Genomic DNA, 23,001 nt, shown 5'->3' with positions numbered 1-23,001 from the left:
TCAATATTTACTGGCAGTTTCGATTTGCTTCTTCATATCAACAGGTAATGCGTTCACTATGTTTTGAGCCACGAGTTTAATCCAGATAAAGGACAAAGGACCTTTTACTGAAATAGTATTGGTAATTTTCAGGCCGTCTGTTGTCTCTTCAAAAGTATGGTTATCATACATTTTGGCCAAAGGGAATTTTGTAACATCAAGAAAGCTTTTGTTAACTACTGTTTCAAGCAGTTCCACTTTTACTTTGGGGCCTCCTTTAGGTTTTAGCATAAAATGATTGCCTTTCTCAAAGGTCCCTTCCATTTGAGCGAATTCAATGCCTTCATCCCAGGTATGCCAGTTGTTTACATCGGCAAATAATTTCCACATTTGTTCTTTAGTTACATCTTTTGTAACGACGGAGTGCGATTTTGTCCACATATTTATTATTTTATAAGTGCAAATATAATAAGTGTACTTATAATAAGCAAATAAAAACTTCCTTGCTAGATAACCTTTCATATTATTCTGGTATTTAATCATCTGTCAATTATTACATTTGGACTAATCAAGTACAACATGAATAAACACCCTCAATTGTTATTGTTAACGCTCTGGTTGATTGGAAACCAGATCTCTTTCGGCCAAACGAAAATAGCTACAGCAAAAAAAACGTATGATATCGCCGCTTTTTTATATCCGGCTTATGCCAGTGATGACCCAAGATTGCGTCCTTTCTGGCCAGCAGGTAATGGGGAATGGGAAACTGTGCTGAACATGCAGGAGAGGTTCCCGGGTCATTATTGGAACAGAAAGCCATTATGGGGTCCCATTAACGAGGCAGATCCATCTGTTATGTCGATGGAAATCAACCAGGCTGTAAAACATGGTGTAAACGTATTCATTTTCGACTGGTATTGGTACGATGGCAGAGCTTTTATGGAAACCACACTTGATAATGGGTTCCTGAAAGCCGACAATACTAATCAAATGAAGTTTTACCTTATGTGGGCAAACCATGATGTTGTCAACACCTGGGATACCCGCTTAAATAAGTTTAATGAAAATAATGTTATCTGGACGGGTAAAGTGAGCAGGGCAGAATTTGAAAAAATATGCAGGCGAAACATTGAAAAGTATTTTAAACTACCGCAATATTATAAGATAGATGGGAAGCCTGTTTTTATGATCTACGATATGCCACAGCTTATAGACGGGCTGGGAGGGATAGAAGAAGCTGCTGATGCGTTAAAATGGTTTAAGGAAGAAACAAAAAAGGCCGGTTTCCCCGGATTGGAACTACAACTCACAATGTGGTCAATCAATATGAATCACAGTGGTTTTGATGGTAGTAAAACGAAAAATCCTGAGAATGCATTTGTTAAAAAATTAGGCTTTACAAGTGCCACTCATTATCAGTTTTGCCATTTCGCGAATGTGGATGATGACTATCTGAATATTCTTGATGGAGTAAAAAAGGAATGGGCACGTATAGATACCACGTTTGATTTTATTTACTATCCTCACATTAGTGTAGGATGGGATAATAGTCCGCGTACAGGGCATAGCGCTGTGGTGAAAAATAATACGCCGGATAACTTTGAAAAGGGGTTACGTATGGCTAAAGCATATGCAGATGCACATCCAAAGCAGGTTCCCCTGATTACTATAAACAGTTGGAATGAATGGACGGAAACCAGTTACCTGCAACCTGATAATGTTTTCGGCTATGGATATTTAAATGCCATAAAAAAGGTGTTTATAGATGAGATACATTAAACGCTAACCTAATACCTTATACTGCAATAGCGTGGCAGGTCAGAATGAGAAAAAAGTACAAGTAATTGGTAAAATTAAACAAGTTGTATAGCAGCTTTTTTGATTAACTTTAAAACAGTTTCCACGTGAAAGCTTAGCATGCTAAGAAGCTTTTTTATGAAAATTGACTGTACCCAGATCCATAAGCATCAGACTATCTCTTTTAAAGATTCAATTATTAATTACTAAGGTTAAAGATTCAACAACAGTCATTTTTTATTGCATTAAAATGCAATCGTTTGCATAGACTCTTCCCGGTTCATTTATACAATAAATGAAATGGGATTTTATTGCCCTGATTATGCAATCGTTTGCATTAAGATAAATACTGCTCAACCCTTAACCAATATACGTTTGGACTGGGATTCTTTATTGTAACATTTAAAAAATACGTTATGAAATATCTGATATATTCAGGGATATGGGGGATTGTAATACTTCACTATTTATTTTTTTTCTCAGGCAGCTTATATGCCCGGCAATCAGTAAATGACACTGCTATAGCTATAAAAGGAATTGTTACCAATGAGCAGGGAGAACCTCTTCCTGGTGCTGTAATACTGGTGAAAGGTGCCACGAAAGGAACCACCACCCAAACTACGGGGAAGTTCAATATTAATGTTTCTCCGAATGCTACACTCAGAATATCTTTTACTGGATACTTACGTAAGGAAATCAAAATTGGAAATGAAAATCAGACAAACCTGGTGATCCCGTTACAACTGGATAAAAAAAGTCTGAATGAAGTGATAGTGGTGGGGTATGGCACACAAAAGAAATCAGATGTAACGGGTTCTATTGTTTCTATAAAGGAACAGGCATTAAGGGATGTGCCTGTCGCTAATTTAAGTCAGGCATTACAGGGAAAGGGAGCAGGCATAGATGTACAGAAGAACGGAGGTAACAGCAAACCTGGTACAAAGCCTAAAATACTGATAAGAGGTACAAGGTCTGTCAACGCGACCAACGACCCGTTGTTTATTGTAGATGGGATCCCTTTTAACGGTGATATTAATGACCTTAACCCGGATGATGTAGTGTCCGTAGAAGTATTAAAGGATGCTTCTGCTACGGCTATATATGGCTCAAGAGGCGCTAATGGGGTGATCCTTGTAAGTACAAGGAGAGGACGGTTGGGTAAACCGGTTATCACCTATAGTGCCTATGCGGGATTTGTTAAAAATATGGGGGAATATGATGTGATGAATGGATCGGAATTCACCACGTTTAAAAAATGGGCGCTTATTAATGAAACTCCCGGGAAATATACCGGACTGGATGATCCTGCTTTTTACACCAATGGCAGTTTCAGTCAGGAAGAAGTACAGGGAATTAAAACGGGCCGCAGTACAGACTGGCAAAAGCTGATCTATAAAACGGGGCTGACAACCAATCATCAGCTGGGAGTTACCGGCGGATCGGAAACTACACAATATGCGGTATCCGGTGGATATTATAAAGAAACAGGTATTTATCCGGGGCAATCTTTTGAACGTTTTTCAGTGAAAGCCAACATTGATCAGCAATTGGGAAAATCAGTAAAGGTTGGTATTAATACGCTGAATACTTATTCTATTACCAGTGGAGAGAACGCGAATCCGATGGGACAGGTACTGCGTGCAAATCCGCTGGTATCTCCATATGACAGTACCGGAGCATTGATGAATGCATATGTGCCGGGTACAGCCAGCCAGGTATGGAATCCACTAGCGGATCTTTTACCCGGTGCAGCAGTGGAAACACGTAAAAGATTTGGCACCTTTACTACTTTATATACAGAAGTTAACCTGGCTAAAGGATTAAAATACAGGTTGAATGCCGGTGCAGAAATAAGAAGTGATGTATATGGTAATTTCTATGCCAGCAAAACAACATACAATCAGGGTACTTTAAATACATCCAGCAATAAAACTGCTTTTTCACTCAATTATACCCTCGAGAATTTACTGCTGTACGAGAAGACCATTGCAGAAAAGCATAAGATCAACTTTACAGGATTGTATAGTTTGCAGGAGTCACAATCTCAAAACAATGAGTTTAATAATAATACTATCCTTGCAGATTTCCTGCAATATTATAATCCACAGTATTCATCAAATCTTAACGGAAAGGGTACATACGAAAAATGGGATATTCTCTCTTATATGGCGAGGATTAACTATAATTATGATGAAAGATATTTACTTACACTAACCCTGCGTGCTGATGGTTCTTCCCGTCTGGCACCGGGAAATAAATACCATGTGTTCCCATCCGTAGCAGTGGCATGGAACCTTTACAAAGAATCTTTCCTGAAATCCAACCATACTATTTCAGATCTGAAATTAAGAGCAGGATATGGTACCGTTGGTAATACAGCTATTTCTCCTTACCAGACACTGGGTGCTTTATCAGCCCTCACCTATAATTACGGATCTACAAATGTAACCGGAGCTTATCCTACAAATGTGGCTAATCCTGCACTTACCTGGGAGTATACTTCTACCCTGAATGCAGGGGTTGATTTTGGCTTCTGGGAGAATCGTGTTGCGGGTTCTGTAGATGTTTATCAGCAGGCTACCAGATCTCTGTTATTACCACAAACATTACCGCCTACATCCGGTATCCCCAATGCGATAGTGACCAATGTGGGGAAGACATCGAACAAAGGGATAGAGTTACATCTCAGCACAGTAAACATTCAGCATAAAGGGAACGGATTTGGCTGGACGACCGATCTGAATGTTTTTATCAATCGTGGAAAAATAACCCAGCTGGCGAATAATGTTAAGCGGGATATTACCAATAACTGGTTTGTAGGACAACCCATAGGAGCCATCTTCGATTATAAAAAGCAGGGAATCTGGCAAAATACAAAAGGTGATTCTTTACTGGCTAAAAGATATGGACTGACGGTCACCGGTTCCGGTTCCGTTATTGGCCAGATCAGGCAGGCAGATACCAACGGAGATTCTGTTATTAACGCAGATGACCGTGTAATCCTGGGATCCAACCAACCCAAATGGGAGGGAGGTATTACCAACCGTTTTACTTTTAAAGGATTTGATCTGACGATAGTAGCATTTGCAAGAATAGGCGGAACTATCGTGAGCAGAATGCACCAGAGCAGTAGTTTTATCAACACTTATCAGAGCAATTATAATAACCTGGATGTGGATTACTGGACACCGGGGAGTGGTGAAAATTTCTATCCCAAACCTAACCATGCAAATACCAATACACCAAACAGTGCCCTGCTAAGTTATTTTGATGGCAGTTATCTGAAGATCAGGAGTATAGGCCTGGGTTATAACCTGGAACCGGCAGTCGTGAAACGGTTAGGTATTGGTTCTCTGAGGGTATATGCCACTGCACAGAACCCATTCATTCTTTTTTCACCATACAGGAACAAATATAAAGGGATAGATCCTGAAACGGCCATGGGGTCTGGTTCAGGTACCAGTAACCAGGGGTATATGAATGTGGATACTCCGGGTACCTGGTCTATGATATTTGGTATCAACATGTCTTTATAATATGAATGATTAAACACCGTGTTATGAAAAAAATAATCATTTTCCTGTTTGTAACAGGGTTGTTTTCCGGTTGCGGGAAAAAGTTAATCGAAAACCCGATGTCTATTCTCACCCCGGAATTTTTTACTACCGCACAGGGTTTTGATGCCGGTTTAAATGCCGCCTATGCTGGTAACCGCTGGATCTGGGGCCCACAGGATTTTTATACCCTGACGGTGGCCGGAACGGATGAATTTAAAAAGGGAGTTGATGGTAACACGGAGCTGAATGGTTATACCAGTAATTATACACCATCAGCCGGTAATGTAGCTAACGTCTGGAAATATTGTTATACCTATATTAATACCTGTAATGGTTTGGTGGATAATGCACCGGGAATAAGCGGGATGGATTCTCTGCTCAAAAAGAGGATGGTGGGAGAAGCAAAGTTTCTGCGTGCGAATTATTATTTTATACTCGTACAGTTCTGGGGAGATGTTACATTGAATAAAAACTTCCAGAGTACTCCCACTACATCTGCTACCCGTGCTCCGATGGCCGATGTGTATGATTTTATTATTGAAGATCTGAATGCCGCTATTGCAGTTCTTCCGGCAAGTCCTCTCACTGCCGGTGTACAACCTGGCAGAGCTACTGCGGCAGCAGCCATGCATCTGCTGGCCAAAGTGTATCTGGCAAGGGCCGGTTCTTCTGCAAAAAAAGCGGATGATTACAGGAATGCTTATGCCACAGCCACAGCACTGATCAATAGCAGCGCCTCATCAGGACTGGGGTTATTGCCTGATTTCGGAAAAGTATTCCAGGAAGGGAATGAGGCTAATATGGAAGTATTATGGAGTATACAGCATACATCGAACCTGGCATATAATGGTTCTCCCAAGCAGGATAACCGGGATATGGATAATCTGTTATGCCATTTATGGGTGCCGCAATATGAGAACCAGCCAGGTATGCAGCGGGATGTTTTTTATGGGCGCCCCTACATACGCGTTATTCCTACCCGTTGGTTAACAGATACTGCATTTGCAGAAAGAGTGAATGATACCCGGTATAATAAAACCTTTCAAACGGCATGGATCTGTAATAGCCTGAAGTTAATTCCTACTTGGCCAAATCCATTGCCACCGGGTGCTCCGGCCAGTGCACAGCCGGGTCAGCCCAAATTTAAACCGGGAGATACCGCTATATTTATGCCCGGTCATGAAGTGCCTGATGCTCAGATAAAAGCTACCCCTTACCAGGTTATTCCACCCAGCAAATATGTACCCACATTAGCGCCAACATTAATCAAATATTTTGATACCAAACGCTCCGATATGAATGCGCCTTCTATAAGACCCATCATTGTTTACCGGCTGGCGGATACATACCTGATAGCAGCGGAAGCTGCATTTATGGATGGCCGTCCGGCAGATGCGGTGCCTTATATCAATGCCGTCCGGAGAAGGGCAGCATACCCGTCCGGTGACCCGCAGGCTATGGAAATACAGGCATCCGACCTCAGTCTGGATTATATCCTGGATGAACGTTCCCGGGAGTTATGCGGGGAATTAGTGAGATGGCTGGACCTGGTAAGAACAGGGAAGTTACTCAGCCGGATAAGATTACATAATACAGATGCACAGGCCAACATACAGGATAAACATGTACTCCGGCCTATTCCACAAACGCAGATAGATGCGACGACTACCGGTCCCGTATATCCGCAGAACCCACTTTGGTAAATGATCTATAATCCATTAAAACAATAGCATGAAACGCCTGATGATTTTTATGATGATTCTTAATTACGGTATTGTCAATGCACAATCCGGTACACTGAAACATTTTCCCAAAGGTAGTTCGCCGGAAGAGATCGGGAAAAAGGTGGCCAACCATTTCCTTGACTCTCCGCATCCCAATTTTGGCAGGGCAACACCACCTTCTGTTATTACATATCCGGAAGTATGTGCATGGTATGGAGCATTGTCATTTGCCAAAGCAAGCGGAGATAAGGCCCTTACAGGCAAACTGGCCAAACGTTTCGACCCTCTTTTCGGGGCAGAAGCGGCTTTGGTACCACCTTCAGATCATGTAGATCATGCCGTTTTCGGGGCTGTGCCTTTAGAGCTGTATCAGCAACTGAAAGAGCAGCGCTACCTGGATATGGGAAAGGCAATTGCAGATAAACAATGGGGAACACCCGAAGGGGCACACGTAAAGCCGGAATCTGCTATTTATGCTAAGCAGGGACTTACCTGGCAAACCCGTTTGTGGATAGATGATATGTTTATGATCACAGCAGTGCAGGCGCAGGCCTATCGCGCTACAGGTAACCGGCAGTATATTGATCGTGCTGCGAAAGAAATGGTGGTTTATCTGGACTCATTACAACAACCTAACGGACTATTTTATCATGCACCTGATGTGCCCTTTTTCTGGGGAAGGGGTGATGGCTGGATGGCAGCAGGCATGAGTGAATTGTTACGCTCATTACCGTCAGATAACCCCGACAGGCCCCGCATCATGCAGGGATACAAAAAGATGATGGCTACATTACTTAAGTGCCAGGCAGCCGATGGTATGTGGCGGCAGCTGATTGATGATCCGGCTTCATGGCAGGAAACTTCCTGTACAGGTATGTTCACATTTGCGATGATCACCGGGGTAAAACAGGGATGGCTTGATGCTGCTGTCTATGGACCTGCAGCGCGTAAGGGATGGCTGGCACTGATAACTTACATTGATGACAACGGTGATATCCGGGAAGTATGCGAAGGCACCAATAAGAAAAATGACCGTCAGTATTACCTGGACCGTAAACGTATTACCGGTGATATGCATGGACAGGCACCCGTACTATGGTGTGCAGCAGCATTATTACGATAAAATAAAAAACACGTATGAAAAAGCAAATGTTTGTTTACTTAATGCTCTTCATTTCAAAAGCTTTTGCTGCCGATACCACAGTAGTTGCTAGTCCTGACGGACAAATCCGGTTCAGATTATTTATCTCTGATCATCAGTTACAATATACAGTTACCTTCAGAAATGAGCCGGTTATTGAAAGATCACCTATGATCTTATCTGTTGATGATAAAATACTCACAGATGGGGTAAAAACCGGTACGGTTAAACGTTATACGATCAATGAACGTTATCCCTGGATGGGCGTACATGCATGGGCCACCAATAATTGTAATGGTGCAAGTATTGCCATGCAGCAGTATACATTGGATGTACGGGTATTCAATGACGGCATTGCTTTCCGGACAGTAGTCCCAGGTGTTGCAGGAAAACTGCGTGTCCCTGACGAAGCAACAGTATTTAATATTCCAACAGGTACTGAGATATGGTATCACGACCTGGTGATGCATTATGAAAGTGTTCATGCAAAAAAAGAGATTTCAGCATTGCAGAAAGGAGAATGGGTAGCACCGCCAGCCACTTTAAAATTACCGCAGGGCATTTATGCTGCTATTACAGAAGCTAATCTTGTGAACTATAGTGGTATGGCGCTGGAAGCAGATGGGAATCGCGGTCTGGTGCTGCGTCTGGCACATCAGCAGCCGGTTTCATATCCTTACAAGTTACGCTACAGCGAAGAAGATGTTATCCGTTTATCAAAACCAGCGGCTGTCAGTGGTACTATTACAACTCCCTGGAGGGTAGTGATGATTGGTGCAGATCTGAATGCCATGGTGAACAATGATATGGTACATGATCTTTGTCCGCCTCCTGATCCCAAACTCTTCCCTAAAGGAGTACAAACAGATTGGATCAGGCCTGGGCGTGCAGTATGGAAGTACCTGGACGGTGGGGGAGAAGGCACACCTGAAGTAATAAAGGACTTTTCAGCAAAAGCGGCTGCTTTGGGTTTTGAGCACAATATCCTGGAAGGCTTTTGGGAAAAATGGAGTGATGAACAGATCAGGGATGTGGTGAATGATGGTAAAAGGCAGCATGTAAGTATTTGGGTATGGAAGCATTCCAAATACCTGCGGGATAAAAACGTACGCCTTGCTTTTTTTAAACGATGTCATGACCTGGGTATAGCAGGAGTAAAAATCGATTTTTTTGATCATGAAGCTAAAGAGGTGGTGGACCTGTATACAGCTATTCTGAGAGAAACAGCGGAATACCATCTTTTGACAGATTTTCATGGAGCCAATAAGCCTACAGGTCTGGCCAGGACCTGGCCTAATGAACTAACAAGGGAAGCCGTAAAAGGTATGGAAGCCAGCAAACTGGCAGACAGGGCCACACATGAAACTACGATACCTTTCACACGTTTACTGGCCGGACCCGCAGAATATACAGTAGTCCATTTTGGAGAACGCAGGAAGAATACTACCTGGGCCCATCAGATAGCCAGCGCAGCTATCCTGAGTGCCCCATTGCTTACATATGCTGCACAGCCGCAGCATATCCTGGAGAATCCGGCCGCAGACATGATCCGGCATATTCCTGCCAACTGGGATGAAACTATTGTGTTACCACAATCCGGAATAGGACAACTGGCGGCTTTTGCCCGGCGTAAGGGAGATACCTGGTTCCTGGCTATCATGAATGGCACTCAGCCACAAACGTTAAGGATCCCGCTCAGTTTCCTGAAAGCATCAAATTATAAGGTGTCTGTTGTAAAGGATGATGTGGACAGCAGCGCGGCAGTGAAAGTGGAGGATACTTCCTGTACACCACAGGATGTCATTTCTCTGCAACTGGTACCGGGAGGAGGATATGTAGCCCGTTATACTATAAATAAGAAGTAGTTTAACGCTACAATAAATTAAAAAGGGAAACATAAATTTTATGTTTCCCTTTTTAATTTATTGCTGTGCTCCTTTACTGATCATATTATTCTTAATACGGGTATTACCATCAATATCCAATGTGCCATTTATCGCAGTACTAATTACAAATCCGGTGTTTTTAGCAGGAGAGGATGCCTGTATATGGAGATCGGGTGTTGCTATACTCACTAGTAAAGGATCTGCTCCGTTGGTGGAAGTAGCATCTGTTCCGCTGGTAACCTGCCAGGAATGAAAATCTGTTATTGGTGTATCATTGGTGCTGTTCCAGATCCATTGCGGTGTACCGGTAGTATAATAAAGGTTATTATCTATGATATTTCCTGATCCTGTGTTTGTGTATTTGTGAATGAATACATCTACAGGGCTTGCATATACGATATTATTACGGATCACATTGTTAAAACATCGTTCAGTAAGCCGGATCTCTCCTTCTATTTCACCGAAAGCGCCAATAGCACTATCATTCTGAAACAGGGTATTATTCACTACGTAGCAGTCATATGTGCCACCGGAAGTATAGTTCAGATAATCTCCCATATAAATGCCTGTCCGCCAGCAGTTGTACACGAAGTTGTTTCTTACGATGGTCGTTTTTGTAGGATAGATATTGCTTTCACTCACCAGTCCGATACCACGGTCGCTGTCACGCACTATATTCCTTTCTATTACAACACCTGCCCCTCCGCAAACGTAGATAGCAATGGCGCCATAATTACCGGCGCCCCATATATCCACGCTATTGCTCATCGAAATGTTATATAGTTCGTTATCACTTATTACCCCATTGCGGGCGTAGTTAGTAGCCACATCACCTTTAGGATTCAGACCATCTCCACCAGCAATGATGATCCCTATGTTTTCAGTATGGTATATCTTATTATGGCTGATTGTGAAACTGTCAATATTCCCTGCCAGTGTAATATTCTCACTGGTTCCGGTTTGTGTATCATGTACCGAACAGCCGGTGATGACCAGTTTGGTAATAGCTATAGTGCCATTGCCAATCACCAGTATTGCATGACCGCTACGCCAGTCTTTCAGTGAAGCGCTGCTTTTTATATTGTAGATATTGCAATTCTTTATGGTAATATGATGTGAGTCACCATTAATTGCAATACCCTCAGGGTCTGTGTTGAAAGCGGAGGAAATCAGGTTACATATATCGAACCCCTCTATTGAAATATACCTGGCATTGCTGATGGTCACAAGAGCCAGCCAGCCTGTTACTAAAATATTACTGCCGTCTATCAGGGGCTTTTCACCGGGATATGCTTTCAATGTGATCCAGTTGTCTGCTGCACCTGAGCGGGGAAATGTGATCTGTTCATAATAAGTTCCTCCTCTGGCGATTACAGTATCCCCTGCCACAACTTTGCTCAGCGCTGTTGTAATGGACTTCAGGGGGGCTGTTAGTGTACCTGCGTTGGCATTGTTGCCAGTTGGAGATACATAGTAAGTATGGTGCTTGTTGATAGTGTTAACTTCCGCAGGCAGACTACTTTTGCTGCAGGCTGCGACGATCATAGCTGCTAAGAATATTTTCATTATGATGCTTTGTTTCATGATTAAGTTAACTACACACGTTTGACGCAAACGGGTGAATCCGGCAGCATATTTTAAAAATAATTTTGCGCAATCGATTAGTTGCATATATATTTGCAACTGAATGGTTGCAAATTACAATTCCGCACCCTTTGGGAAAATCGCTTTGATCAACTTGACAATTTATTGGGTAACCTTAAAAATAAAAAACCATGATAAACAGGGAAACAGTCTTTACAAAGGATTTACAAAAGAAGAAACTGACCGTTGTAAGGGCATTTGATGCTCAGTTGGAACACGTCTGGAGGGCCTGGACAGAAAGTGAAATGCTTGACCAATGGTGGGCGCCTAAACCTTACAGGGCTGAAACAAAGACAATGGATTTCAGGGAAGGTGGTTACTGGCTGTACTGCATGGTAGGACCAGAAGGTGATAGGAACACCTGGTGTAAAGAAAACTATAAAAAAATCGGACGCTTAAAGAGCATCACCAACTCAGTTCATTTTTGCGATGAAGTAGGGAATGAAAACCTGGATTTCCCAACTATGCACTGGAGTAAAGAATTTAGTGAAACGGATGATAATACAACTGTAAGAGTTGAAATCACTTTTGATAAAGAAGCTGATCTGGAAATGATCATTAACATGGGCTTACAGGAAGGATTCAATGCAGCTTTAAGCAATCTGGATCACTACTTAAGTACACAGTTTAAAATCAGGAAAGAACTGAAGAAAGATAATAACGCAAGAGTCACTACGTATCTGAATTTCCCGGGGAAAACAGAGGAAGCATTCAACTTTTACAAAGAAGTTTTTAATGGAGAATTTACAGGTGTAGGTTTAAGAAGATTCGGTGATATAGAGATGCCTAAAGAAATTCCACCAATGAGTGAGGCAGATAAAAAACTCATTATCCATGCAGAACTGACCATCATGGCAGGTCATGTATTAATGGCGACTGATTCACCTGAAAGCATGGGTTTCAAACTGGAACTTGGGAATAATATGCATATAAACCTGGAGCCTGATTCAAGAGAGGAAACCCAAAGATTATTTAATGCACTTTCTGCAGGTGGTATAGTTACCATGCCTTTGGAAGATATGTTCTGGGGAGCTTACTTCGCTGCATTTACTGATAAATTTGGTATCAACTGGATGCTAAACCACCAGCTCAAATAATAAAAAAAAGGGAAATATTCCGGGCCGGAATGTTTCCCTTTTAATCACCGAAATGTTCATCCTCAGCTATATTCAAGCTTTCATGATATGCAATGATCTTATTAATAACTTCAATTGTAATGTCAAGATTCTTTTCTCCTACCAGCTCTTTATAAGTGTCCAGCAACTTTGCTGATTCAATATTGGCATCAAGGATCAATTGCTTCCCGCTATCTGATAATTCAAGGTATTCGCTTCTCTTATCATTTTTATTTGTTTTACTTGCTATCATCCCTTTTTCCTCCAGCTCCTTTAGTGTACGGCTCATTGTTTGTTTTACGATCATAGATTTCCGTGCAATATCCATGGCTGTACTCCCTCCATCTACCGTAATATTACAGATTACCGGCATGTAGGATAACTTCATTTGTCCCCAGTAAGGCTTAATGTGCTTATGACTCCATATATCCAGGTGTTTTCTTAAAAGAAAAATCAGACGCTGCCAGTTTCTATCATAATCCTTTTCATATTCTCTAATTCTATCCTCGATTTTCATATCATTTTTTTGTAAAAATAATAAATTTGGTAAACAATGATTACTTTTTAGTAAACATTGCTTACTTTTGTTCTGCAATTGTAAAGTTCTAATATTTTCACTGGAATACCATAGTTATTGCTATGGTCTAAATCAACAGCATCAAATGTTCTCTTTAAAAAATGTGACTGCACGGTTCATACCGTTGCTCATGGCTCTTCCTATGTCTGGTTATTCGCAGCAGGTGAGGCCCTTACCTTTACAGGAAGCAATTATGCTGGCGCGTAAGCATAGCAGCCAGCTTAATGCTGATAGCCTGCAATACCGTATGGCCCGGGAAAGGGTTAAACAGGTATCCGGTAACGCCTTACCCCAGGTGAGCCTGAATGCGTCATACCAGCGCATGAGTAATAACATTGAGCCCTTTTCCATCAGTCTTCCCAATGGTTCATTTGTGTTAAATCCGCAGATACTGGACCAGTCGTACAACTCTGTACACCTTACTCAGCTACTGTACAGCGGTGGAAAGGTAAGCTCGGGGAAAAAGGCTTTAAAAACAGAAGCAGAGGCAGTAAGAGCAGATTATGACAAAAGTATACTGGAGCTGGACCATACAGTTACAGACTTATGGTTTAATCTATATAATGCCAATGCTTCTCAGAAGATCATCATGGCGAATATTGAAACGTTGGGCAAGAAACGTGATGATCTGGAAACATTTCGTGTACAGGGAATCGTATTGGCCAATGATGTGCTGAAAATTGATCTCTCGATCACTACACTCCGTTCAAACCTTGCGGATATCTCCAGCCTGGCAGGAAGCCTTAATTATAATCTCTGCCTCGCAACAGGCATCGACGTCTCCACCATCATCGATATCCCTGATGAGTATCTGCATCCCGTAGCAGCCATCGAACCACTGTCGGCTTATGAGGAGGCTGCATTATCTAAAAGACCCGACTTAAGGGGCTTTAAATGGAGAACTGAAGCGGCTGAATACAGGATAAAATCAGCAAGAGCAGATTACTTCCCCACATTAAGCCTGGTGGGTCATTATAATTACGACAGGCCCAACCAGCGCGTTATTCCCAGTGTAGGCAAGTTCGACTACTCCGCTTATGCCGGCGCCAGTCTGTCGTGGAGAATATCCTCCCTTTATACAAACCGTTCAGTGGTAAGTGAAAGCAAACTTGGGTTGGCACAGCTAAACAGCACGCTGCAACAAACAAAGGAGAATATCCAGTCAGAAGTAAACAGGAATTATCTCGAGTATAAAAAGACCCTCGATAAAATGAGTCTGGCTCAAACAGAAGTAGATCAGGCTACAGAAAACTTCAGGGTTGAACAAAATAAACTGAATGCGCAGACAACTACGCCAACGGATTTTCTGGATGCTAATACCCGGTTGCTGCAGGCTCAGCTAAACTTTGCGTCTGCTAAAGCCAATGCAGAACTCTCTTACAGAAAATTGATCAAGTCAACAGGTGAAACCGCTAAATAGTCAAAATCAAATTATATGAACACTATCAATACGCTCTTACTTTCTTTTTCTATTTCAGTATTTATGATTGGTTGCTCCGGTGAAGGGACCGATAACGCGCAACTTGAAGCTGATATCAGCCCGGTGATCCCGAAGATTTATAGCACCGTAACAGAGATCCGCGTGAACGATAATGAACTGGTGAAGGCAGGGGATACACTGGTAATACTGGACGATGCCACTTTCAGGATAGCTGTAGAACAGGCAGAAATTGGTTTGTTGCAGGCTTTACGGAATGTAAAGGTAGCTGGCATCAATACTGCCTCTGCTAATGTAAATGTCTCCAATATGACAGCCAACTCCTATGCTGTATCGGCCACTATGTCTTCTGCAACTGCGGCGATTGAGGCGGCGAAAGCAAGATTAGCCGTAGCAGATAAGAATTATGAACGCTACTCGCAGTTACTACAGCAAAAATCCACTACACAACAGCAATTCGATCAGGTAAAAGCTGATAAAGCGGATGCAGATGCTAAATTACAAGCAGCTATCGGCCAGCGGGATGCTCTGGTTAAGCAGATTGATGCAAGCAAACTGCAGGTAGAAAATACACGTACCCAGGTATCAGGTACGCAGGAGAATATCGGGCTGGCAGAACTGGCAGTGAAAGAGGCAAGGACTAAACTCGAAGCAGCAAAATTGCAACTTTCTTATTGCACGATAGTGGCTCCGGTAAATGGTATCGTATCTAAGAAAAATGTACAGATAGGACAGGTAGTGGCCACTGGTACTCCTTTAATGGCCATCGCCAACAATAAGAAATTCTGGGTAATGGCCAACTTTAAGGAAACACAAACACAGAAAATGCGTACCGGACAAAAGGTGGATATAGAGGTAGACGCTTATCCGGACACTACCTTTACCGGAAAAGTAGAATCACTCTCTCAGGCAACAGGCGCCAGGTTTTCATTCCTTCCAGCCGATAACGCTACCGGTAACTTCGTAAAAGTTACACAGCGTATCCCTGTAAAAATAACGATGGCAGATAATGAAAGCCCTAATTACCAGTTACGTGCAGGCATGAGTGTGTACGTAAAAGTTAAAACCAATTAATGATGGAAGCAATTGCTGAGTTAAAACCCACTTATGAAGTGGGGGCACGTAAATGGCTGATCACCATCACCGTAATTACCTGTGCTATCATGGAGCTTATTGATACTTCTATCGTTAACGTGGCTACCCGGCAGATCGCGGGTAACCTTGGTGCAACTGTAGAGGAAACGGCCTGGGTAATTACTGCCTATGCTATCTCCAATATCATCATTATCCCCCTGACAGGCTTTCTGGCAGATATCTTTGGCAGAAGGAATTATTTCACCGCATCCATCATCCTGTTTACTGTTGCCTCTTTCATGTGTGGTTTCTCCGGCTCTATCTGGACGCTCGTATTCTGGCGCTTTATACAGGGCATAGGGGGAGGAGCATTACTGGCAACAGCACAGACGGTACTGGTTGAAACATTCCCACCGGAAGAACTGGATAAAGCAAATGGAATTTTCGGCGCAGGTATTGTAATGGGGCCAACTCTTGGCCCTGTCCTGGGAGGTTATCTGACAGATAACTTTTCCTGGAGCTGGATCTTTTATATCAATGTACCTATCGGGATTACAGCAGCTATCCTTTCCTGGAAATTCATAAAAGGTGCAAAGAATAAATTGCAGGGAAAAATCGATTACCTGGGTATACTGGCTTTAATTGTTGGTATCGGCAGTTTGCAGATGGTATTGGAAGAAGGGGAAAGAAAAGACTGGTTTGCCAGTAACTTCATTATTATTTTCTTTATTCTGGCAGTAACAAGTATCGTTCTTTTTATTGTACGGGAACTCAAAGCTAAAAATCCTGTGGTAGACCTTCGCATATTACGCTTCAGAAACGTGGCAGTTGGTTCTGCATTAAGGTTTGCGTTCGGGTTAAGTATTTACTGTTCGGTATTCCTTTATCCGGTATTTGTACAGGGTTTCTTAGGATGGAATGCCACAAGAACAGGGTTGCTTATCCTGCCCTCCGCTTTCCTTACAGGTATGTTGATGGGCGTAAATGGTGCATTGATAAAAAAGGGGATCAGTCCTAAAATACTGCTGCTTTTCGGATTTGGAGCCGTGATTGCTTATGAATATTTCACCTATGGTCTGACAACACCGGCCGCCGGAGAGTGGGATATGTTATGGCCCCAGCTGGTACGTGGCCTGGGATTCGGTTTCATATTCGTACCAGCAGCAAGTCTGACGCTTGCAGGATTAAAAGGAAAAGATATCAGTCAGGCTTCCGGTCTTTCAAATATGCTCCAGTTACTGGGAGGCTCGGTAGGTCTGGCTATCATTAATACATATGTGACAAGGAGAATTGCTGCACACCGGGCAGACCTGATGACAAACTTATCGTTTTACAATCCGGCCTCTAATGAAAGAATGATAGCCCTGACGAACCAGTTTACAGCTCAGGGAAATTCAGCCGAACAGGCCCATAAAATGGCGATGGGTATGATGGAAGGATCATTAAATGTGCAATCATCGATATTAGCCTATGGAGAAGGTTTTATGATGATTGGTATCATCTGTGCCGTTATCCTTCCGCTGGTATTTCTGGCAAAAATTAAAAAAGGAGAAAGTGTGAATATAGGCGGAGCGCATTAAATATTTTAGTTACAAACAGTGTAACAGTTGTAGGTTAAGTATACACCGGCATATTCTTGTGCCGGTGTTTTTTGTTTTACATCCTGAAATTTCCGCTCCGTTGATAGTTTTGTCCGTTTGATTAAGTTCTGTGTATGACAAAATGTGGCATCCAATTACTTTCGTTGCATAACTTTTAAATGTACAACAATGAAAAAAACAATCCTCTTCTGCACTGGCATCATGTTTGGCCTGCTGGTTATGCTGAATGTATCCGCTGCTTTCGCCCAAAACATCCAGGTAAAGATTACAGGTATCAAATCTGATAAAGGTCAAATCGTTCTTAATGTATTTAAAGACAATAAGACCTACGATGATCAGAAACCTTACAAAAAATTTGTATTTGAAAAGAAAGATGTTCTCGATGGAACAGTTGTATTGAACTGCACACTGGAAGCCGGTACTTATGGTATAACACTGCTGGATGATGAAAATAAGAATGGAGTTATTGACAAGAACCTGGTTGGGATACCAAAAGAAGGATTTGGCTTTTCAAACTTCTATATGACTAAAATGAGTAAGCCATCATTTGATGATTTTAAGGTAGACGTAAAAAGTGCCGCTGAAAATAAGATAGAAATAAAGGTAAAATATATGTAAACAATATATGCCGTGACAACTGACCATTGTCCGGCATATGTTTTAAAAAATTAAAACTAATATCATGGAATTAAAACCATTATTGAAGAACCTGTTCTCTGGACTAACGATTTTATCATTAGCTATATCCATTTCATCCTGCGAGAAAAACGATGTAGATGAGGGCGGAAGTGTTAACCTGAAAGTGGTGAATGCTTCCCCCAATTCTACAGGAATGAGTTTCATCCTTGCCAATAATGTACTGATTAGCGGCGGACTTGATTATACAGAGTCGTCCGATTATATCAATACCAGTGCCGGATCAAGAATGGTGGCCCAATTCAGAACTGAAGGATCGTCTTCCAATTTTGCATCAGGAGAATTGTGGATCTTCAGAGATCTGACTTATACCGTTTATCTGGCAGGAGAGGGGTCAAATGCAAGAGTTAAATTTTATCAGGATAATCTTTCAGCTCCGGCTAGTGGGAAGGCAAGGGTTAAGTTCCTCGATTTCAGCAATGGGATACCTGTCAATATTAATATTAAAAATGGGGCCGGTAACAACCTGGTAACAAATCTGGTAAGAGACCTTCCAAGCAGCTACCAGGATATTGATTCAGGAGCCCTCTCTTTACAGATTTATGATACTGCCCTGAAAACCAGTATTGGTAGTTTCGATGCAGGTACTTTGGTGGCCGGTAAAATTTATACGATTTATATTACAGGGTCTTCTTCTGATAATGTGAGTGTTCATCAGGTGGTACATAATTAAGGTATTATAACCAAAGCAATCAATAAATAGAAAAGACCTAACAGGTCTTTTCTATTTATAATTCTAAATCATATCTTAATTCTGTCAGTTCCTTATCAAATGCATGTGATTTTTTTTCTTCAGTAAGTTTAAATCCATATCTGATGTAAAGAGAGATGGCTGCCTGTTGCTCATTGGTTGTCCATAAATAAGCTTTATTACATCCGCTTTCTTTCATGTATGCGATAAATTCGTTCATCAGCACTTTACCTAATCCAATACCCCGGTACTCCGGCAGGAAAATGAAATACCGGAACTGCACAATATCATGGCGATGAACCCCGACTAAAAACCCAATGATCTTTTCGTTATGTGAGCAAATCCAGACACGGTCTTTTTCTGTATCATACTGGCGGGCAAACTCCTGTAACCCGCCAAGCACATAGGCTTCAAAATTCAAACCATATCCTAATTCCCGGGCATATAATAGTCCATGTATATAGGCTATGTACCCCAGGTCTCCTGGTAATAATTCTCTTCTGATGTGTATGTCTGCAAGACTCAACATATCATTGTTTGTTTGTTTGTTGTTGTTCACAAGATATTAAAAAAGATGATGCTATAGTTTCAGGGAAATTTTTCGTAAATATGTAACATGATCCTGAAATCCTTTCATACCATATTATTAACTACCTGCTGTAGTATCACGCTGGCCCAAAACTACAAACCTGCAAAATTCACAGATCCTGACAGGTTAAAGAAGATAGAAGCTACTTATCCTGTAATCGATCAGATTTATAAAGATTATGCAGCGCAGAACCATTTCCCGGGCCTGGTATATGGTATTATTGTAGATGGTAAACTGGTACATACCGGTAGTTTTGGTTATACGGATATCAAGGCTAAAACTCCGGCCACTTCCAAATCTGATTTTCGCATAGCCTCCATGACTAAAAGTCTGGCTGCTATGGCCATATTGAAATTGCGGGATGAGGGTAAGTTAAAACTGGATGACCCTGCTTATCTCTACATCCCCGAAATGAAGAATACGCATTACTTAACTAAGGATGCAACGCTCATCACCTTAAGACATCTGCTTACCCACACCGCTGGTTACCCGGAAGATAATCCCTGGGGCGACAGGCAACTGGCAGTTAGTGATGATGAACTGTTAGCCATTTACAAAAAGGGTGTTTCCTTTTCAAATAATCCAGGTACGGGATATGAATACAGCAACCTTGGTTTCGCTACTCTGGGCTATATCATTAAAAAAGTATCAGGCAAAACTTATGAGCAGTATATCAATGATAATATCCTGAAACCGCTGGGCATGACGCATACCTACTGGGAATATGCAGATGTACCTAAAAATCAGCTGGCACTAGGTTACCGCTGGCTGGATAATGAATGGGTAGAGCAGCCCCTGTTACATGATGGCGCTTACGGTGCTATGGGCGGACTTATTACCAGTATCGAGGATTTCAGCAGATACATTGCTGTACATATGGATGCCTGGCCAGCAAGTGATGATGCAGAAACGAGTCCGGTTAAAAGGAGTTCCATCCGCGAAATGCAATATCCCTGGGACCTGAGCTATTTATCTGCTAATGCGAAAACGACTACCGGTCGCCCCTGCCCCAATGTAAGCGCTTATGCTTACGGTCTGCGTTGGGCAAAGGATTGCGAAAATCGCGTTTATATAGGTCATACAGGCGGGTTGCCTGGCTTTGGCAGTAACTGGAACATCTTGCCGGATTACGGGGTAGGAGTGGTCTCATTTGCCAATTTAACGTATGCCCGCGCCAGCTATCCCAATTCCGCTGCATTGGATACACTGCTTGCCCTGTCTGGAATAAAACCAAGAGCATTGCCTGCATCTGATATATTAGACCAGCGTAAAAATGATCTCCTGAAAGTAATTGCCGATTGGAGCAAGGCCAAACAAAGTGGCATATTTGCCGATAACTTCTTCATGGACTATTTTCCTGATAAATTAAAAATAGCAACTGAGGAAGCATTTGCTAAAGCCGGTAAAACAATTACGATCTCTGATGTAGTACCAGAAAATCAATTAAGAGGTTATTTTATTATCAAAGGCGAAAAGGCGAACATCAAAGTAAGCTTTACGCTAACGCCTGAAAATCCACCTTTGATACAGGAATACCATCTGGATGTGTTATAATATTAATGGTTTCAATCGTGTACCTATCAACCCTATGGATTCCATTAGCTTCTCGTGAGTTAATGCTGCACTATCCATCTGGAAAGTAAGTCTGGAAATACCTCCAAGTGCATCGGCATGACGAAGAACTTTTTCCGCTACTTCTTCAACACTTCCCACCAGCAAAGCCCCTTTGGGCCCCATCTGGTCAAGAAATCTTTGTTTGGTCATCGGTGGCCAGCCACGTTCTTTCCCGATATTAGTCATACTTGCTGCATAACCCGGATAAAAACCATCAATAGCTTCTTCTGTGGTATTGGCTACATAACCTAATGAATGTAATCCTACTTTTAATTTTTCAGGAGAATGCCCTGCTTTTAATCCAGCCTCTCTGTAAAGATCTATTAACGGACGAAAACGGTGTGTTTCCCCACCAATGATAGCCACCATCAGTGGCAGACCCAGCATTCCTGCACGAACAAATGATTGAGGGGTACCACCTACACCTAACCAGACAGGGAAGGGGTCCTGTAAAGGTCTTGGATATACAGGCTGGTTTTTCAACGCGGGCCTGAACTTACCAGACCAGGTGACAAACTCATTCTCACGGATCTTCAGCAAAAGATCCAGTTTCTCTGTAAAAAGCTCATCATAATCCTGAAGGCTATAGCCAAATAAAGGGAAAGCATCTGTAAACGAGCCTCTTCCCACCACCATCTCAGCCCGGCCATTGGAAATCAGGTCCAGCGTGGCAAAGTTCTGGAATGCTCTTACCGGATCGATTGCGCTGAGTACTGTAACCGCACTGGTAAGTTTTATACGTTTGGTACGGGCCGCGGCGGCAGCAAGAATAAGCGTAGGGGCAGAATCAAGAAAGCCCTTCCGGTGATGCTCTCCGATACCGAATATATCAAGGTTTGAATGATCTGCATGTTCAATTCTTTCGAGCAATTGTACCATCGCATCTTTGTCACTAATGGCTGTGCCGGCATTTTCACTAAACCTGGCAGCGAAACTATCTATTCCTATCTCCATAACATTTTTCATAGTATAAAATTAAGCTTTGTAATAGGTTTAGCGGTTGGATAGAATGTCGGAAATGATGGACGATTTGTTCATTATTGCTACAGTTAAAGTAAATTTATGGTATGCAACTATTGCCTTCTCCTGTTTTATCCAATATTGTTAAACACTTTCTGATATTAGAAAGTGATACGAATGTTGCGACAGATCACAGGTTTTTTCCTGATGGCAATTCCGGGATGACCTTTCATTTTGGAGATCCTTTTATTGATGGTCCTTTACAGATTAAACATCCCCGCAGTTTTGTTTACGGGCAGATAAGCAAGTTTCACAATGTTATTTCAAATGGACGTATCGGGATACTGGTAGTTGTTTTTCAGCCTTATGGCGCTTATTCTCTGCTTAATATTCCTGCTCATGAACTTACTGATACCATTATCAGTTTACAAGACCTTTGGGGTAGCGAAGTAAATATCCTGGAAGAAAGCATCCTGCATGCAAATAATAACCTGGATAGAATTAGTCTTATCGAAAAGTTCCTGATTAAAAAACTGCATAAAACACCGGATGTCATTATTGAAAAAGCAGTGAATGTTGTTTATCAGCATCATGGATTGATTTCGATGGGACAATTAACAGGGCATATGCAAATAGGTGAAAGGTTGCTGGAAAGGAAATTCAGGGAAAATATAGGGATTTCTCCAAAGAATTTTGCCGGTACAATAAGATTACAATATTTTCTAAAATTACTACGCAATAAATCATCTGATACCAATCTGACTAAGCTGGCCTATGAATGTGGTTATTATGATCAGGCGCATTTAATCCGTGAATTCAGAAAACAGGTAGGTATCACGCCTGGTAAATACATCTCGGCTGCTAATCTACTGGCGGTGAATTTTATTCAGATCTGACAGCGTGTCGGGTTTGTACAAT

At 42.0% G+C, this 23,001-nt stretch carries 18 protein-coding genes; 13 read left to right on the top strand and 5 right to left on the bottom strand.

All coding sequences use genetic code 11. From position 1 onward, the window contains the following. Positions 1-420 carry an SRPBCC family protein gene (locus BMW86_RS00355; protein WP_089783501.1) on the bottom strand — a complete coding sequence of 140 codons (420 nt, stop codon included), beginning with the start codon at positions 418-420 and terminating at the stop codon, positions 1-3. Positions 421-558: 138 nt separating this feature from the next. Here BMW86_RS00355 and BMW86_RS00350 point away from each other — a divergent pair, with 138 nt between their 5' ends. The 5 genes from BMW86_RS00350 to BMW86_RS00330 all read left to right on the top strand — a co-directional run bounded on the left by BMW86_RS00350 (position 559) and on the right by BMW86_RS00330 (position 10,063). Beyond that, positions 559-1,758: a glycosyltransferase WbsX family protein gene (locus tag BMW86_RS00350; RefSeq protein ID WP_089777861.1), complete on the top strand. Its 1,200-nt coding sequence runs from the start codon at positions 559-561 to the stop codon at positions 1,756-1,758. A gap of 434 nt (positions 1,759-2,192) precedes the next feature. Then, a complete protein-coding gene (locus BMW86_RS00345) occupies positions 2,193-5,312 on the top strand; it encodes a SusC/RagA family TonB-linked outer membrane protein (protein WP_089777859.1) in 3,120 nt (1,039 codons plus the stop codon). A 23-nt stretch (positions 5,313-5,335) separates the two neighbouring features. Continuing rightward, the gene (locus BMW86_RS00340; protein WP_089783500.1) at positions 5,336-7,036 is read left to right on the top strand and encodes a RagB/SusD family nutrient uptake outer membrane protein; all 1,701 of its coding nucleotides are present in this window, start codon (positions 5,336-5,338) and stop codon (positions 7,034-7,036) included. Positions 7,037-7,064: 28 nt separating this feature from the next. After that, a complete protein-coding gene (locus tag BMW86_RS00335) occupies positions 7,065-8,180 on the top strand; it encodes a glycoside hydrolase family 88/105 protein (RefSeq protein WP_089777857.1) in 1,116 nt (371 codons plus the stop codon). A gap of 14 nt (positions 8,181-8,194) precedes the next feature. Continuing rightward, the gene (locus tag BMW86_RS00330) at positions 8,195-10,063 is read left to right on the top strand and encodes a glycoside hydrolase family 97 protein (RefSeq protein WP_089777855.1); all 1,869 of its coding nucleotides are present in this window, start codon (positions 8,195-8,197) and stop codon (positions 10,061-10,063) included. Between the two features lie 57 nt (positions 10,064-10,120). Here BMW86_RS00330 and BMW86_RS00325 read toward each other — a convergent pair whose 3' ends face one another. Further along, entirely contained in the window at positions 10,121-11,650 is a 1,530-nt protein-coding gene (locus BMW86_RS00325) for a DUF1565 domain-containing protein (RefSeq protein ID WP_255372817.1), read from the bottom strand. Positions 11,651-11,859: 209 nt separating this feature from the next. On the opposite strand from BMW86_RS00325, the gene BMW86_RS00320 reads away from it, so the two are divergent. After that, positions 11,860-12,825, top strand: a complete 966-nt coding sequence (locus BMW86_RS00320; RefSeq protein WP_089777850.1) for an SRPBCC domain-containing protein — start codon at positions 11,860-11,862, stop codon at positions 12,823-12,825. 40 nt (positions 12,826-12,865) lie between these two features. Here the strand turns inward: BMW86_RS00320 and BMW86_RS00315 are convergent, their stop codons facing one another. Next, positions 12,866-13,360 (bottom strand): MarR family winged helix-turn-helix transcriptional regulator, encoded by a 495-nt coding sequence (locus BMW86_RS00315; protein ID WP_089777848.1) that lies wholly within the window; start codon positions 13,358-13,360, stop codon positions 12,866-12,868. A 145-nt stretch (positions 13,361-13,505) separates the two neighbouring features. On the opposite strand from BMW86_RS00315, the gene BMW86_RS00310 reads away from it, so the two are divergent. From BMW86_RS00310 to BMW86_RS00290, 5 genes are all read left to right on the top strand, one after another. Next, on the top strand, positions 13,506-14,840 hold the full coding sequence (locus tag BMW86_RS00310) for a TolC family protein (protein ID WP_089777846.1): 1,335 nt from the start codon (positions 13,506-13,508) through the stop codon (positions 14,838-14,840). 15 nt (positions 14,841-14,855) lie between these two features. Beyond that, entirely contained in the window at positions 14,856-15,932 is a 1,077-nt protein-coding gene (locus BMW86_RS00305; protein WP_089777844.1) for an HlyD family secretion protein, read from the top strand. After that, positions 15,932-17,512: a DHA2 family efflux MFS transporter permease subunit gene (locus BMW86_RS00300; RefSeq protein WP_089777842.1), complete on the top strand. Its 1,581-nt coding sequence runs from the start codon at positions 15,932-15,934 to the stop codon at positions 17,510-17,512. The genes BMW86_RS00305 and BMW86_RS00300 overlap by 1 nt, the downstream gene beginning before the upstream one ends. 189 nt (positions 17,513-17,701) lie before the next feature. Then, positions 17,702-18,151 (top strand): DUF2141 domain-containing protein, encoded by a 450-nt coding sequence (locus tag BMW86_RS00295; protein ID WP_089777841.1) that lies wholly within the window; start codon positions 17,702-17,704, stop codon positions 18,149-18,151. 64 nt (positions 18,152-18,215) lie between these two features. Then, positions 18,216-18,902, top strand: a complete 687-nt coding sequence (locus BMW86_RS00290) for a DUF4397 domain-containing protein (protein WP_089777838.1) — start codon at positions 18,216-18,218, stop codon at positions 18,900-18,902. Positions 18,903-18,957: 55 nt separating this feature from the next. On the opposite strand, the gene BMW86_RS00285 is transcribed toward BMW86_RS00290, so the two are convergent. Continuing rightward, on the bottom strand, positions 18,958-19,449 hold the full coding sequence (locus BMW86_RS00285; protein ID WP_089777836.1) for a GNAT family N-acetyltransferase: 492 nt from the start codon (positions 19,447-19,449) through the stop codon (positions 18,958-18,960). An 87-nt stretch (positions 19,450-19,536) separates the two neighbouring features. On the opposite strand from BMW86_RS00285, the gene BMW86_RS00280 reads away from it, so the two are divergent. Continuing rightward, a complete protein-coding gene (locus BMW86_RS00280; RefSeq protein ID WP_089777834.1) occupies positions 19,537-21,063 on the top strand; it encodes a serine hydrolase domain-containing protein in 1,527 nt (508 codons plus the stop codon). On the opposite strand, the gene BMW86_RS00275 is transcribed toward BMW86_RS00280, so the two are convergent. Then, positions 21,058-22,089 (bottom strand): LLM class flavin-dependent oxidoreductase, encoded by a 1,032-nt coding sequence (locus tag BMW86_RS00275; RefSeq protein WP_255372816.1) that lies wholly within the window; start codon positions 22,087-22,089, stop codon positions 21,058-21,060. The genes BMW86_RS00280 and BMW86_RS00275 overlap by 6 nt on opposite strands. Before the next feature lie 101 nt (positions 22,090-22,190). Here BMW86_RS00275 and BMW86_RS00270 point away from each other — a divergent pair, with 101 nt between their 5' ends. Beyond that, positions 22,191-22,979, top strand: a complete 789-nt coding sequence (locus tag BMW86_RS00270) for a helix-turn-helix transcriptional regulator (RefSeq protein WP_089777832.1) — start codon at positions 22,191-22,193, stop codon at positions 22,977-22,979. Positions 22,980-23,001: the final 22 nt, after the last annotated feature.

It is taken from the genome of Chitinophaga sp. YR573 (assembly GCF_900110995.1).
GTDB lineage: Bacteria > Bacteroidota > Bacteroidia > Chitinophagales > Chitinophagaceae > Chitinophaga.
This window is presented reverse-complemented; position numbering and strand designations above follow the sequence as displayed.

Excerpts from the sequence above, each read along its gene's own strand:
- BMW86_RS00355 (WP_089783501.1), bottom strand. The coding sequence starts at position 420 with ATGTGGACAAAATCGCACTCCGTCGTTACAAAAGATGTAACTAAAGAA.
- BMW86_RS00350 (WP_089777861.1), top strand. The coding sequence starts at position 559 with ATGAATAAACACCCTCAATTGTTATTGTTAACGCTCTGGTTGATTGGA.
- BMW86_RS00345 (WP_089777859.1), top strand. The coding sequence starts at position 2,193 with ATGAAATATCTGATATATTCAGGGATATGGGGGATTGTAATACTTCAC.
- BMW86_RS00340 (WP_089783500.1), top strand. The coding sequence starts at position 5,336 with ATGAAAAAAATAATCATTTTCCTGTTTGTAACAGGGTTGTTTTCCGGT.
- BMW86_RS00335 (WP_089777857.1), top strand. The coding sequence starts at position 7,065 with ATGAAACGCCTGATGATTTTTATGATGATTCTTAATTACGGTATTGTC.
- BMW86_RS00330 (WP_089777855.1), top strand. The coding sequence starts at position 8,195 with ATGAAAAAGCAAATGTTTGTTTACTTAATGCTCTTCATTTCAAAAGCT.
- BMW86_RS00325 (WP_255372817.1), bottom strand. The coding sequence starts at position 11,650 with ATGAAAATATTCTTAGCAGCTATGATCGTCGCAGCCTGCAGCAAAAGT.
- BMW86_RS00320 (WP_089777850.1), top strand. The coding sequence starts at position 11,860 with ATGATAAACAGGGAAACAGTCTTTACAAAGGATTTACAAAAGAAGAAA.
- BMW86_RS00315 (WP_089777848.1), bottom strand. The coding sequence starts at position 13,360 with ATGAAAATCGAGGATAGAATTAGAGAATATGAAAAGGATTATGATAGA.
- BMW86_RS00310 (WP_089777846.1), top strand. The coding sequence starts at position 13,506 with ATGTTCTCTTTAAAAAATGTGACTGCACGGTTCATACCGTTGCTCATG.
- BMW86_RS00305 (WP_089777844.1), top strand. The coding sequence starts at position 14,856 with ATGAACACTATCAATACGCTCTTACTTTCTTTTTCTATTTCAGTATTT.
- BMW86_RS00300 (WP_089777842.1), top strand. The coding sequence starts at position 15,932 with ATGATGGAAGCAATTGCTGAGTTAAAACCCACTTATGAAGTGGGGGCA.
- BMW86_RS00295 (WP_089777841.1), top strand. The coding sequence starts at position 17,702 with ATGAAAAAAACAATCCTCTTCTGCACTGGCATCATGTTTGGCCTGCTG.
- BMW86_RS00290 (WP_089777838.1), top strand. The coding sequence starts at position 18,216 with ATGGAATTAAAACCATTATTGAAGAACCTGTTCTCTGGACTAACGATT.
- BMW86_RS00285 (WP_089777836.1), bottom strand. The coding sequence starts at position 19,449 with ATGTTGAGTCTTGCAGACATACACATCAGAAGAGAATTATTACCAGGA.
- BMW86_RS00280 (WP_089777834.1), top strand. The coding sequence starts at position 19,537 with ATGATCCTGAAATCCTTTCATACCATATTATTAACTACCTGCTGTAGT.
- BMW86_RS00275 (WP_255372816.1), bottom strand. The coding sequence starts at position 22,089 with ATGAAAAATGTTATGGAGATAGGAATAGATAGTTTCGCTGCCAGGTTT.
- BMW86_RS00270 (WP_089777832.1), top strand. The coding sequence starts at position 22,191 with ATGCAACTATTGCCTTCTCCTGTTTTATCCAATATTGTTAAACACTTT.